The organism is Rhodoblastus acidophilus (genome assembly GCF_025961575.1).
In the GTDB taxonomy this organism is placed as follows: domain Bacteria; phylum Pseudomonadota; class Alphaproteobacteria; order Rhizobiales; family Beijerinckiaceae; genus Rhodoblastus; species Rhodoblastus acidophilus_C.
Map to the genome: position 1 here is coordinate 50,878 of NZ_JAOQNX010000026.1, position 12,912 is coordinate 63,789.

The following is a 12,912-nucleotide window of genomic DNA, read 5'->3' on the forward strand; positions in this document are numbered from 1 at the left end:
TGGCCCCGGCCCCCAATTCAGGCGGGAAATCCTCCCGGCGCGCGGTCTTAGTGGGCGACCACGCCGACGCCATCTTCCTCGCGATCCTGGCCGTCCGCCTTGACCGCGCCCTCCTCCCAGGAGATCGGCTCGGGCATGCGCAGCAGGGCGTGTTTCAGCACCTCCTCCATGCGCGAGACCGGCACGATCTCGAGGTTGTTCTTCACGGAATCCGGGATATCGACCAGATCCTTGGCGTTGTCCTCGGGGATCAAGACCTTCTTCAGCCCGCCGCGCAGCGCCGCCAGCAGCTTCTCCTTGAGGCCGCCAATGGGGAGCACCCGGCCGCGCAGCGTGACCTCGCCGGTCATGGCGATGTCGCGGCGCACGGGAATGCCGGTCATGATCGAGACGATGGCCGTGGCCATGGCCACGCCCGCCGACGGACCATCCTTGGGCGTCGCGCCTTCCGGCACGTGCACGTGGATGTCGCGCTTCTCGAACACCGGCGGCTCGATGCCGAAATCGACCGCCCGCGACCGCACATAAGAGGCGGCGGCGGAAATCGATTCCTTCATCACATCGCGCAGATTGCCGGTGACGGTCATGCGGCCCTTGCCGGGCATCATCACGCCTTCGATGGTCAGCAATTCGCCGCCGACTTCCGTCCAGGCGAGGCCGGTGACCACGCCGATCTGATCCTCCGACTCCGCCTCGCCGTAGCGATAGCGGGGCACGCCGAGATAGGTCTCGATGTTTTCCTCGGTGAAGACGATACGATCCTTCTTCGGCTTGGACAGCAAGATATCCTTCACCGCCTTGCGGGCGAGGTTGGAGATCTCACGCTCCAGATTACGCACACCGGCCTCGCGGGTGTAGCGCCGGATCACCTTGATCAGAGCCGCATCCTCGAGAATCCACTCGTCAGAGCCGAGACCATGCTTGGCCGTGGCGGCGGGGATCAGGTGCTTGCGCGCGATCACCGCCTTTTCGTCCTCGGTATAGCCGGCGATGCGGATGATCTCCATGCGGTCCATCAGCGGCGCCGGAATGTTGAGCGTGTTCGCCGTGGTCACGAACATCACATTGGACAGGTCGTAGTCGACCTCCAGGTAATGGTCGTTGAACGTGGCGTTCTGCTCGGGGTCCAGCACCTCCAGCAGGGCCGAGGACGGGTCGCCGCGGAAATCCATGCCCATCTTGTCGATTTCGTCGAGCAGGAACAACGGATTGTTGGTCTTGGCCTTACGCATCGACTGGATCAGCTTGCCGGGCATCGAGCCGATATAGGTGCGGCGGTGACCGCGAATCTCGGCCTCGTCGCGCACGCCGCCGAGCGACATGCGCACGAACTCGCGTCCGGTCGCCTTGGCGATCGATTTGCCGAGCGACGTCTTGCCGACGCCGGGCGGTCCGACGAGACACAGGATCGGGCCCGTCAGCTTATTCGCCCGGCTCTGCACCGCCAGATATTCGACAATGCGCTCCTTGACCTTGTCCAGCCCATAGTGCTCCGCGTCTAGAAGCTCCTGGGCCGAAGCCAGGTCCTTCTTGATCTTGGATTTCTTGCCCCACGGAATGGACAGCAGCCAGTCGAGATAATTGCGGACGACCGTCGCTTCAGCCGACATCGGCGACATCTGCCGCAGTTTCTTCAGCTCGGCGGTGGCCTTGTCGCGGGCCTCCTTCGACAGTTTTGTGCGCTTGATCTTCTCTTCGAGCTCGTAGAGGTCGTCCTTGCCGTCCTCGTCGCCCAGCTCCTTCTGAATGGCCTTCATCTGCTCATTCAGATAATATTCGCGTTGGGTCTTCTCCATCTGCCGTTTGACGCGCGTGCGAATGCGCTTCTCGACCTGCAAGACCGAGATCTCGCTTTCCATCAGCGCCAGGCACTTTTCCAGCCGCTTGACGACCGAGGTCATCTCCAGCACCGCCTGGCGGTCGCCGATCTTCACCGACAGATGCGAGGCGACGGTGTCGGCCAGCTTGCTGGGATCGTCGATCTGCGCCACGGCGGAGACTACCTCCGGCGAGACCTTCTTGTTCAGCTTGACATAGCCTTCGAATTCCGAGGCCACGGAGCGGGCGAGGGCTTCCGCCTCGACCATATCGACCTTGTCCTCCGGGGTGACGGTGGCCTCGGCCTCGTAATATTCGTCGGTGCGGACATATTTGCCGACCTTGGCGCGGGCGACGCCTTCCACCAGCACCTTGACGGTGCCGTCGGGCAGCTTCAGCAATTGCAGCACGCTCGCCAGCACGCCGGCGGAGAAGACGGCTTCCGGCTTGGGATCGTCGTCGGCCGCGTTCATCTGGGTGGCGAGCAGGATGTGCTTGTCGGCCTTCATCACCTCTTCAAGCGCGCGAATGCTCTTTTCGCGACCGACGAACAGCGGCACGATCATGTGCGGGAAGACGACGATGTCGCGCAGCGGGAGAACCGGGAACGTCTCGGTGACGCCGGCGGGAGGCAGTTCGCGCTTTGTGGTGGTCATCTCTTCATCCTTTGGTCACGGCGGACCTGACCTTGGTCGTCTTACCGTTGCAAGGTCCGGGCCGCCCACGGAACGGACGGACACGGCCTCCTCGCGAGCGCCGACCCTCCCTCCGTGCGCCGTCCGATCCGTGCTAGGCCTCGGCGGCGTGGGGCTCACCGACGGAAATGGGGCGTCTCCGCCCCAGTTTCAAGTTCGCCCCTGTGTTCGACTATGGCCTGGGCCTTGCGCCCACGCCATTCGACTTATGCGCTGGCGCCGGTCTTCTCGGCGCGCTCCGCGTAGATGTAGAGCGGCTTCGCCTTGCCATCGACCACTTCGGGGCCGATCACCACCTGCTCGACGCCCTCGAGCCCCGGCAGGTCGAACATGGTGTCGAGCAGAATGCCCTCCATGATCGAACGCAAGCCGCGCGCGCCGGTTTTCCGCTCGATGGCCTTGCGCGAGATGACGTTGAGCGCCTCGTCCTGGAAGGACAGCTCGACATTCTCCATCTCGAACAGGCGCTGGTACTGCTTGACCAGCGCGTTCTTCGGCTCGGTGAGAATGCGCTTCAGCGCCTCCTCGTCGAGGTCCTCCAAAGTGGCGATCACCGGCAGGCGGCCGACGAATTCCGGGATCAGGCCGAACTTGAGCAGATCCTCCGGCTCGACCTGGCGGAAGATTTCGCCGGTGCGGCGCTCGTCCGGCCCTTCCACATTGGCGGCGAAGCCGATCGAGGTCTTGTTGCCGCGATTCGAGATGATCTTGTCGAGACCGGCGAAGGCGCCGCCGCAGATGAACAGGATGTTGGTCGTGTCCACCTGCAGGAATTCCTGCTGCGGGTGCTTGCGGCCGCCCTGCGGGGGCACCGAAGCCACGGTGCCTTCCATGATCTTCAGCAGCGCCTGCTGCACGCCCTCGCCCGAGACGTCGCGGGTGATCGAGGGATTGTCGGACTTGCGGGAGATCTTGTCGATTTCGTCGATATAGACGATGCCGCGCTGGGCGCGCTCGACATTGTAGTCGGAGGCCTGCAGCAGCTTCAGGATGATGTTTTCCACGTCCTCGCCGACATAGCCGGCCTCGGTGAGCGTGGTGGCGTCGGCCATGGTGAAGGGCACGTCGAGGATGCGGGCGAGCGTCTGCGCCAGCAGCGTCTTGCCGGAGCCGGTGGGGCCGACCAGCAGGATGTTCGACTTGGCCAATTCCACGTCCGAATGCTTGGTCGCGTGGTTCAGCCGCTTGTAATGGTTGTGCACGGCGACGGAGAGCACGCGCTTGGCCGAGAACTGGCCGATGACGTAATCGTCCAAAACCTTGCAGATTTCCTTCGGCGTGGGAATGCCGTCGCGGGTTTTCACCAGCGCGGATTTGTTCTCCTCGCGAATGATGTCCATGCACAGTTCGACGCATTCGTCGCAGATGAACACCGTCGGCCCTGCGATCAGCTTGCGCACTTCGTGCTGGCTTTTGCCGCAGAAGGAACAATACAGCGTGTTCTTGGAGTCGCTGGCGCCAACCTTGCTCATTCATCTCTCCTTGGCCGCCGGTTCGAGACCTACCGGCCGCTCTGGGGGCTCATGCGGCCACGCCGCGCCCGAAAAACCATCGCCGGACCGACGATCAGCGCGCCCTTTCGACGCTCCGGGTTCATCTGCGTCGACCGGCCAGTTTAAGCCGTTCGACGCCAATGACAAGCTGTGCCGAATTCACGGCGTTTCACGATGACCGGCCGCGGACGGCCGGCGGCTCACTTCTTCTCGTCGGCCTTGTCGTCCGGACGCTTGCTCAGCACATTGTCGATCAGGCCGAAATCCTTGGCCTCTTCGGAAGACATGAAATGGTCGCGATCAAGCGTCTTCTCGATCGTCTCATAGTCCTGGCCGGTGTGTTTCACATAAACTTCATTCAACCGCTTCTTCACCTTCATTATGTCTTCAGCATGGCGAAGGATGTCAGAGGCTTGCCCCTGGAAGCCGCCGGAGGGTTGATGGACCATGATTCGCGCGTTCGGCAGGGCGAAGCGCATGCCCGCCTCGCCGCCGCACAGCAGCAGCGAGCCCATCGACGCCGCCTGGCCGACGCAGAGCGTGGACACTTTGGGCTTGATGAACTGCATGGTGTCGTAGATCGCCATGCCCGCCGTCACCACGCCGCCCGGCGAGTTGATGTACATGGAGATCTCCTTCTTGGGATTCTCCGCTTCCAGGAACAGCAGCTGGGCGATGATGACGGAGGCCATGCCGTCTTCGACCGGGCCGGTGAGGAAGACGATTCGCTCGCGCAGCAGACGGGAATAAATGTCGAATCCGCGCTCGCCGCGCGGCGTGTTCTCGATGACCTGCGGAATGAGATATTGATTATACGTTTCGATCGGATCGCGCATGGATCATCCCTTGAACCTTGTCGGCCGCGCCTTCAGGCCTCGACCGCATTCCCATATCTGCCAACATAATGTGCTTTCGGCCCGTGGCAATGGCCGTGCTGGTTGCATGAAACCGTCATGCAAATCCGGGGCCGGTTTGGTCTCCGCCCGGCGCAAAGGCCGGGGTCGACGAGAATATCCGCCAACTCTAGCGCCCGCCGACTGAATAAACCCTAAAGATTCCGAAGGTTTGCAAGGCTTTGCGCTGACGGTGCGGAAGGCCAAAACGAGACGCGCCCGCGCGAGGGGCGCGGGCGCGTCGTTGCAAATCGGACGTCAGTTCAAGCTCATTCGTCATCCTGCGGCTTGAACAATTCCTCCTTGGACACGGTCTTGTCCGTGACCTTGGCCTGTCCGAGGATGTGGTCGATGACCTTCTCCTCGAAGATCGGCGCGCGAATCTGGGCCAGCGCCTGCGGGTTCTTCTGGTAATATTCCCACAGCAGCTTTTCCTGGCCGGGGAACTGGCGAGCCTGGTCGACAATGCCGCGCGTGACCTCGTCATCGGTCACCTTGACGCCCGCGCTCTCGCCGACTTCGGCGACCACGAGGCCGAGACGCACGCGGCGTTCGGCGATGCGGCGATATTCGGCGCGCTGCGCCTCTTCGGTCGTGCCGGCGTCCTCAAAGCTCTTGCCGGTCGAACGCTGCTCGGCGAGGAGCTGATTCCAGATCCCCTCGAACTCGTGATTGACCAGCTCTTCCGGCAGATCGAAGGCGTAGCGCTTGTCCAGCGCGTCAAGCAGGGTGCGCTTCAGCTTTTCGCGCGACGCCTTGGTGTAGTCGCCCTTGAGGCGCTCGACGATGCCCTCGCGCAGCTTTTCGGCGCTCTCAAAACCGAATCCCTTGGCGAATTCGTCATCCACCGCCTGTTCGCCGGGCGCGGCCACCGCCGTCACCTTGACATCGAACACAGCCGCCTTGCCGGCGAGGTTTTGCGCCGAATAATCCTCGGGGAAGGTGACGTTCACCGCGCGGTCCTCGCCGGCCTTGGCGCCGACGAGCTGGTCTTCGAAACCGGGAATGAACGAGCCGGAGCCGAGCACGAGATCGACGCCCTGCGCTGTGCCGCCCTCAAAAGCCTCGTCGCCGATCTTGCCGACGAAATCGATGGTCAGCTTGTCGCCGTTTTCGGCGGCGGCGCCTTCTTCGCGGGCAGTGTAGGCGCGATTGCGGTCGACCAGACGCTTGATGGCCTCCTCGACCTCGCTGTCGGGCAGTTCGGCGACGAGGCGCTCGACCTCGATGTCCTCGAAGGAGCCGACCTCGAAGGTCGGCAGGACTTCAAAGGCGAGGGAGAAGGTGAGGTCGCCGCTGGCCTCCAAAACCTTTTCCATCTCGCCCTTGTCTTCGGGGAAGCTGAATTTCGGCGCGGCGGCGAGGCGCAGCTTGTTGTCGTCGAGGATTTTCTGCTGGGCGGCGTTCACCGCCTCCTGGACGACATCGCCCATGATCGACTTGCCATAGACGCGCTTGAGGTGGCCGACCGGGACTTTGCCGGGACGGAACCCCTTGATCTGGACCTTGTCCTTCATGGACGCGATCTGCGCGTCGAGCTTTTCGGCCAATTCGCTCGCCGGGAGAACGATCCTGTATTCGCGCTTCAGCCCCTGCGAAAGCGTTTCCGTAGCCTGCATCTCCAAAACCTTTTTTCTACCGGGCGGGCCCGGACCATCTGAAACCTGGGAACTCGGCGCAGTGGTGCGGGCGGAGGGACTCGAACCCCCACGACATCAGCCACCGGAACCTAAATCCGGCGCGTCTACCAGTTCCGCCACGCCCGCGCGCTGTGTGCAAGGGGCGCTCTATAGCAATGCGCGCGACGCGGCGCAGCAAAAAAATGGCGGAATCGGGCCTTCTCGCCCCAGATTATCAAAGAGCCGCCACAACCCTCGGCAGCGTCTCGGGCAAATCTTCCGCAATCAGGCCTGGGCCAAAGGCGTTTGCCGCCTCGCCATGCAGCCAGACCGCACAGGCCGCCGCCTCGAAGGCCGGCATATTTTGCGCGAGCAGGCCGCCAATGATCCCCGCGAGCACGTCGCCCGAACCGGCCGTCGCCAGAGTCGGCGGCGCGTTGGCGGCGATGGCCGCGCGCCCGTCGGGACCAGCCACCACGGTGTCGGGCCCCTTTAGCACGATCACCGCGCCCAGACTTTTGGCGGCAGTCCGCGCTCTCTCCAGTTTCGATGTGTAATCAAGCGGTTGCAAACCGGACTTGCTAGATGACGCTAGGTCACCGTCCTCCGGCGGGCCAGACGGAGATTCTTGACTCTTCTCCTTGAAAAGACGCTCAAATTCTCCGTCATGCGGCGTCAGGACGACGCGCGCGGCGCTCGTCCCGATGCGGCGCGCCAAAGCCCGCCAGTCCCCCGAAAAGGCGGTAAGCGCGTCGGCGTCGAGCACCAGTCCGAGTGGCCGATCCGGCGTCGCCGCCGCCAGCAAGACCGACGCAATCTCGGCCGTTGCCGGGCCGACGCCAAAAGCCGGCCCGAACACACAGGCGCTGAAACGGCGGTCAGACAAAAGATCGCGCCATTGCGCCGGCCCCTCGGCTTCGCGCAGCATGATCGCGGTGAGCTGCGCGGCGTTGACCGCCAACGCATCCGCAGGACTGACCACCGTCACCAGCCCCGCGCCGGCGCGCAGGCCCGCGCGCGCGGCGAGCCGCGCCGCGCCGGTGCGCGCCAACGGCCCCGAGGCGACCAGCAAATGCCCGCGCGCATATTTGTGCCCGGCGATCTCCGGCCTCGGCATCAGGGCGCGCCAGAGAGGCGGACGGTTTTCGAATGTTTTCGGCGCGATCTCCGCCAAGACGCGCGCCTCAATGCCGATTTGCGTGAGCAAAAGCTCGCCGCAGGCAAGCCGGCCCGGCAGCAGCACATGGCCGGGCTTCTTGCGAAAAAAGGTGACGGTTTTGTGGGCCCGGACGCAGCCTGGGCCGAGGCCGGTGGCGCCGTCGAGCCCCGAGGGCACGTCGACCGCGAGGATCGGCTTGCCCGCCGCATTGAGGCGCTCGACGAGGTCAAGCGCCCGTCCGTCCAGCGGACGCGACAGGCCGGCGCCGAACAAAGCGTCGATCACCACATCCGCCCGCGCCGGATCGACCTCTGGGGCGTCGCAGGTCTCGCCCGCCCAATCCTCAAAAGCCTGTTTGGCGTCGCCGCGCAAGGCGCGCGGATCGCCCAGCGCGCCGACCTCCACATCGAAACCGGCGTCGCGCAACAGCCGCGCGGCAACATAGCCGTCGCCGCCATTGTTGCCGGGACCGCAGAACACGGCGACGCGCCGTCCCCCGTTCGCGCGCAAAAAAGCGGCGGCGGCCTCGGCGACATTCTTCCCCGCCTTGAGCATCAGCGCATAGCCGGGAACGCCGGCGGCGATGGTGAGCGCGTCGGCGCGGCCCATGTCCTCGGGTGTCAGCAATTCGATGGGTTCCATGGCCGAAGTCTGAGCCGGTCCCTACGGAAATGCAATTGCGGCCTCACCGCTTTTCGCTTATGGCGCAGCGCAACAAGGGAGTATTGCATGACCGTCAAGAGCCCGCGCAATTTCTTAAAACCGCTCGCCATCGGCGCCCCCGAGCCCTATCGCGAGCTGCCGGTGCGGGTGGAGCGCATGATCCATTTCGTCCCGCCGCATCTCGAAAAAGTGCGGGCGAAAATCGGCGACATGATCCCGACCGTCGACGTGATCCTCGGCAATCTCGAGGACGCCATTCCGGCGGACGCCAAGGAGGCGGCGCGCAAAGGTTTTATTGAGATGGCCGCCGCGCACGACTACGGCTCGACCGGCCTGTGGACGCGCGTGAACTGTCTGAACTCGCCCTGGGCGCTCGACGACATCACTGAGATCGTCGCCGCGGTCGGCGACAAACTCGACGTGATCATGCTGCCCAAGGTCGAGGGCCCCTGGGACATTCACTATCTCGACCAGCTGCTGGCGCAGCTCGAAGCGCGGCATCAGGTGAAAAAGCCGATTCTCATCCACGCCATTCTCGAGACCGCCGAAGGCGTCAAGAATGTCGAGCAGATCGCCCTGGCCTCGCCCCGCATGCACGGCATGAGCCTGGGACCGGCGGATCTCGCGGCCTCGCGCGCCATGAAGACCACGCGCGTCGGCGGCGGCCATCCCGAATACAAGGTCTTGGCCGATCCGGAAGGCTCGGCGCCGCGCGCCGTCTATCAGCAGGACCTCTGGCATTACACCGTCGCCAAAATGGTCGACGCCTGCCAGAGCGCCGGCATCAAGTCCTTCTATGGCCCGTTCGGCGACATCGCCGATCTCGCCGCCTGCGAAGTGCAGTTCCGCAACGCCTTCCTGCTCGGCTGCGCCGGCGCGTGGTCGCTGCATCCCAACCAGGTCGCCATCGCCAAACGGGTGTTTTCGCCCGATCCCAAGGAAGTGGCCTTTGCGAAAAAGATTCTGGAGGCCATGCCCGACGGCTCCGGCGTCGCCATGATCGACGGCAAGATGCAGGACGACGCCACCTGGAAACAGGCCAAGGTGATGGTGGACTGCGCCAAGCAGGTCGCCGCCAAAGACCCGGAATTCGCCGCCGCCTACGGGTTCTGAGCGGGCGACCAAAAATGGCTAAGCTCCCGGTTCGCCGGGAGCTTTTTTTGCGCCGCATTGACTCATCGGAGCTTGAGATTAAGATTTCCTGCTGAAGCAATGGGGAAGCGCGATGGGCGAAGCGATGAAACCCAGGGCGGCCAAATATGGCATCGGCGAGGTCGTTAAGCACCGCAAATATCCATTTCGCGGCGTGATCTTCGACATCGACCCGGTATTCGCCAATTCGGAGGAATGGTGGCTGTCGATCCCCGAGGACGTTCGCCCGTCCAAGGACCAGCCGTTTTACCATCTCTACGCCGAAAACGCGGAAACCGAATATACCGCCTATGTCTCGGAGCAAAACCTGCTGCCCGACGACAACGAGACCCCGCTGCGCAACCCGCAGGTGGACGTGGTCTTCCTGCGCAGCCCAACGGGACGCTATGTGAAGCGCTGCCAGGTGATGAACTGAGGCGCTGACGCCACAATTACGAGCGTATCTCGCAATCCATCGAACCCCATGTCGTCATGGCCGGGCGTCGTCCCGGCCATCCACGTGGCGCGGCCGCGCGAGCTCGTCGCATGATCCTGGCGGCTTCGCGTGGATACCCGGGACGACGCGCGGGCATGGAGCAAACATCTGTTCGCCAAACAAAAAGCGCCCGGATCGCTCCGGGCGCTTTTTCCAATCGATGTCCGCGACGCTTACTTCGGCGCGGCGGGCGCAGCGGCGGCCGGCTGCTGCGATTCGAGTTTTTTCCGCTCTTCCTCGGCGCGCTTCTGCAGCTCTTCGGCGAGCTTCTTCTGCTGCTCTTCCAACACCTTGGGATCGACCGCCGGGCCGTCGAAGGCGGCGCCGAAGCCGGCGAGCGGCAGGTTGAACACCACTTCCATATTGGCCTGGTTCTTCACCGAGACCGCCATGTTCGTGCCCTTCTTGGCGGCTTCGATCGTGTCCTTCTTCACCTTGGCTTCGGCGAAGCAGCCGTTGGGGAAGCAGATTTCATAGGCGCCTTCGGCCACCGGGCCCTTGTCGATGGCGAAGCGGAAGCCCGGGCGCAGCATCAGGCCCACCGGCATCAGGAAGCGCACGATCTTGGTTTCGTCCCCCTTCACGTCATAAACGGCGAGCGCCAGAACCGGCGGCTGGTCGGCCTTGGCGCCGAAGTCGCGGGTCGTGTAGCAGATTTCCTTGCCCGCGGCCTGGTCCTTGCCGCAAACCTTGGTCCATTGCGGCTGGGACGGCTGCAGGTCGACCTTCATCGGACCCTGCGGGGCGGCGGGCTGGCCAGCCGGCGCGCCGGGGGCCGGGGCGGCGGGCGCCGCGGGGGCGGCAGGCTTCTGCGCCTGGGCGAAGGCCGGCGAGGCAAGCAGGGCGCCCGCGACCAGAGCGGCGGTAAAGCGGGACGAAGACAGAGACATCCAAAATCCTTTCACTGATCCTCACAAGGCCGCATCCACGCCGCCGGCAAGTTATCCCGCGCCGGAACTGTCGCGTGCGTTCCAAGCGGGGCGCGCGCTCTTCGCCCCCAAATGGGGCGATAAATTGACGGCGCCTTCATATCCCCTTCGCCCCGGTTTTGCCAGCAGCCAATTTTGCTAAAGCCGTCGAATTTCTGGCCTTGTCGCCGCGCTTCCCCTAAGCTTTCGAAATGTTGCGGTTTTCGCACAGGGCTTTCGCGCTGGCCTGCGCGCTCTCTTTCGCCGTCCCGAACGCATCCGCGCGGGCGCAGGAGGGCGCCGCGCGAATCACCCATGGACTCGCCATGCACGGCGCGCCCGCCCTGCCCCCGGACTTTAAAAATTTTCCCTACGCGGACCCCGAGGCGAAAAAGGGCGGCGTGCTCAAACTCGGGGCCTACGGCGCCTTCGACAATCTCAACCCGTTTGGCGTCAACGCCGGCTCGACCGCGCAGGGCCTGATCGGCCCGGTCTATGAAAGCCTGATGGCGCGCAATCTCGACGAGCCCTTTTCCCTCTACGGCCTGGTGGCGGAAAGCATCGAGACCAACGAGGTCCGGGATTTTGTCATCTTCCGCCTGAACCCTCGGGCGCATTTTTCGGATGGCGCGCCGATCACAGCCCGCGACGTGCTGTTTTCCTTCAATGTGCTCAAGGAACACGGCCGCCCGCAAACCCGCGCCGCTTTCGGGCTGGTCGCCCGCGTCGCCGCGCCGGACGACCACACGGTGCGCTTCGACCTGACCGGCGCGGACGATCGCGAATTGCCGCTGATCCTGGCGCTGATGCCGGTGCTTCCGTCGCACGCGCTCACCGAAAAAATCTTTAGCGACAACGGCCTGACCGTCCCGCTGGGCTCCGGCCCCTACAGAGTGACGGAGGTCAAGCCGGGCGAAAAGCTGGTGTTGACCCGCGACGAGAATTATTGGGGCCGCGACCTGCCATCGACGCGCGGCTTCGCCAATTTCGACCGCGTCGAGTTTTTGTATGGCCGCGACGACAACGGCCTGTTCGAGGCGTTCAAGGCCGGCCTCATCGACGTCCGCATGGAGAGCGACCCGCACCGCTGGGCCAAGGCCTACGCCTTCCCCGCCCGAGAACGCGGCGAGGTCCTGGTCCAGGCGCTGCCGCTCGGCGGCCCCAAGGGCTTTGAGGCGATCGCCTTCAACACCCGCCGCGAGATTTTTACCGACCCGCGCCTGCGCGAGGCGCTGGCGATGATGTTCGATTTCGAATGGATCAACGCCAACCTTTTTGACGGCCTGTTCACGCGGACCAAGAGTTTTTTCGACCAGTCGGAGCTTTCGAGCGCCGGGCGGCCGGCGAGCGCAGCGGAACTGGCGCTGCTCAAACCCTTTCCCGGCGCGGTGCGCGCTGACATTCTGGCGGGCGCGTGGGCGCCGCCGGTTTCGGACGGCTCGGGCCGCGACCGCCAGATCGCGCGCCGCGCGCTAGTCCTTGCCGAACAGGCGGGCTGGCGGATGGAACAGGGTGCGCTGCGCAGGGATGGCCAAGCGCTGGCGTTCGAAATCATGGTGCAGACCCGCGACCAGGAGCGCATCGCCCTGAATTATGCCGGGCAATTACGCCGCATCGGCGTGGAGGCGCGGGTGCGCCCGGTGGATGAGGTGCAATTCCAGCGCCGGCGGCAAAAATTCGATTTCGACATGACCTTCGCGCTCTGGCAGGCCTCGGCCTCGCCCGGCAACGAGCAGCGCAACCGCTGGAGCGCCGAGGCCGCGGATCGCGAGGGCTCCTACAATTTTTCCGGCGCGAAAAACCCGGCGCTCGACGCGCTGATCGCGGCGCTGGTCGCCGCCGACACCCGCGAAAAATTTGTCGCCGCCGCCCGCGCGCTCGACCGGGTGTTGCTGTCAGGATTTTACGCGGTCCCGCTGTTTCACCGCGACGCCCAATGGGTGGCCTGGCGGCGCCGCATCGGATTTCCGCCGAATCTACCGCGCTACGCCCAGCCTCTGTTCGACGACGCGCTGGAAACGTGGAGCTTGCGCTGAA

Annotated in this window: 9 protein-coding genes and 1 tRNA gene; 3 read left to right on the forward strand and 7 right to left on the reverse strand. The window is 64.3% G+C overall.

From position 1 onward, the window contains the following. Window positions 1-47 precede the first annotated feature (47 nt). The 6 genes from lon to M2320_RS17475 form a co-directional block, all read right to left on the reverse strand. A complete protein-coding gene (gene lon, locus M2320_RS17450) occupies window positions 48-2,474 on the reverse strand; it encodes an endopeptidase La (RefSeq protein ID WP_184424899.1) in 2,427 nt (808 codons plus the stop codon). A gap of 245 nt (window positions 2,475-2,719) precedes the next feature. Then, window positions 2,720-3,985, reverse strand: a complete 1,266-nt coding sequence (gene clpX, locus M2320_RS17455) for an ATP-dependent Clp protease ATP-binding subunit ClpX (RefSeq protein ID WP_184424897.1) — start codon at window positions 3,983-3,985, stop codon at window positions 2,720-2,722. A 221-nt stretch (window positions 3,986-4,206) separates the two neighbouring features. Next, on the reverse strand, window positions 4,207-4,842 hold the full coding sequence (gene clpP, locus M2320_RS17460; protein WP_184424894.1) for an ATP-dependent Clp endopeptidase proteolytic subunit ClpP: 636 nt from the start codon (window positions 4,840-4,842) through the stop codon (window positions 4,207-4,209). A gap of 326 nt (window positions 4,843-5,168) precedes the next feature. Beyond that, window positions 5,169-6,518 (reverse strand): trigger factor, encoded by a 1,350-nt coding sequence (tig, locus tag M2320_RS17465; RefSeq protein ID WP_264598373.1) that lies wholly within the window; start codon window positions 6,516-6,518, stop codon window positions 5,169-5,171. Window positions 6,519-6,580: 62 nt separating this feature from the next. Beyond that, a tRNA-Leu gene (locus M2320_RS17470) sits at window positions 6,581-6,665 on the reverse strand. 88 nt (window positions 6,666-6,753) lie between these two features. After that, a complete protein-coding gene (locus tag M2320_RS17475) occupies window positions 6,754-8,319 on the reverse strand; it encodes an NAD(P)H-hydrate dehydratase (RefSeq protein WP_264598374.1) in 1,566 nt (521 codons plus the stop codon). An 87-nt stretch (window positions 8,320-8,406) separates the two neighbouring features. Here M2320_RS17475 and M2320_RS17480 point away from each other — a divergent pair, with 87 nt between their 5' ends. Both M2320_RS17480 and hspQ read left to right on the forward strand, forming a co-directional pair. After that, the gene (locus tag M2320_RS17480; RefSeq protein WP_264598375.1) at window positions 8,407-9,453 is read left to right on the forward strand and encodes an HpcH/HpaI aldolase/citrate lyase family protein; all 1,047 of its coding nucleotides are present in this window, start codon (window positions 8,407-8,409) and stop codon (window positions 9,451-9,453) included. Window positions 9,454-9,577: 124 nt separating this feature from the next. Further along, window positions 9,578-9,907: a heat shock protein HspQ gene (gene hspQ, locus M2320_RS17485; RefSeq protein WP_184425341.1), complete on the forward strand. Its 330-nt coding sequence runs from the start codon at window positions 9,578-9,580 to the stop codon at window positions 9,905-9,907. Between the two features lie 233 nt (window positions 9,908-10,140). Here the strand turns inward: hspQ and M2320_RS17490 are convergent, their stop codons facing one another. Then, window positions 10,141-10,857 (reverse strand): invasion associated locus B family protein, encoded by a 717-nt coding sequence (locus tag M2320_RS17490; protein WP_184424884.1) that lies wholly within the window; start codon window positions 10,855-10,857, stop codon window positions 10,141-10,143. 230 nt (window positions 10,858-11,087) lie between these two features. Between M2320_RS17490 and M2320_RS17495 the strand changes: the two genes are divergently transcribed. Next, on the forward strand, window positions 11,088-12,911 hold the full coding sequence (locus tag M2320_RS17495; RefSeq protein ID WP_264598376.1) for an extracellular solute-binding protein: 1,824 nt from the start codon (window positions 11,088-11,090) through the stop codon (window positions 12,909-12,911). Window position 12,912 lies beyond the last annotated feature (1 nt).

Excerpts from the sequence above, each read along its gene's own strand:
- lon (WP_184424899.1), bottom strand. The coding sequence starts at position 2,474 with ATGACCACCACAAAGCGCGAACTGCCTCCCGCCGGCGTCACCGAGACG.
- clpX (WP_184424897.1), bottom strand. The coding sequence starts at position 3,985 with ATGAGCAAGGTTGGCGCCAGCGACTCCAAGAACACGCTGTATTGTTCC.
- clpP (WP_184424894.1), bottom strand. The coding sequence starts at position 4,842 with ATGCGCGATCCGATCGAAACGTATAATCAATATCTCATTCCGCAGGTC.
- tig (WP_264598373.1), bottom strand. The coding sequence starts at position 6,518 with ATGCAGGCTACGGAAACGCTTTCGCAGGGGCTGAAGCGCGAATACAGG.
- M2320_RS17475 (WP_264598374.1), bottom strand. The coding sequence starts at position 8,319 with ATGGAACCCATCGAATTGCTGACACCCGAGGACATGGGCCGCGCCGAC.
- M2320_RS17480 (WP_264598375.1), top strand. The coding sequence starts at position 8,407 with ATGACCGTCAAGAGCCCGCGCAATTTCTTAAAACCGCTCGCCATCGGC.
- hspQ (WP_184425341.1), top strand. The coding sequence starts at position 9,578 with ATGAAACCCAGGGCGGCCAAATATGGCATCGGCGAGGTCGTTAAGCAC.
- M2320_RS17490 (WP_184424884.1), bottom strand. The coding sequence starts at position 10,857 with ATGTCTCTGTCTTCGTCCCGCTTTACCGCCGCTCTGGTCGCGGGCGCC.
- M2320_RS17495 (WP_264598376.1), top strand. The coding sequence starts at position 11,088 with ATGTTGCGGTTTTCGCACAGGGCTTTCGCGCTGGCCTGCGCGCTCTCT.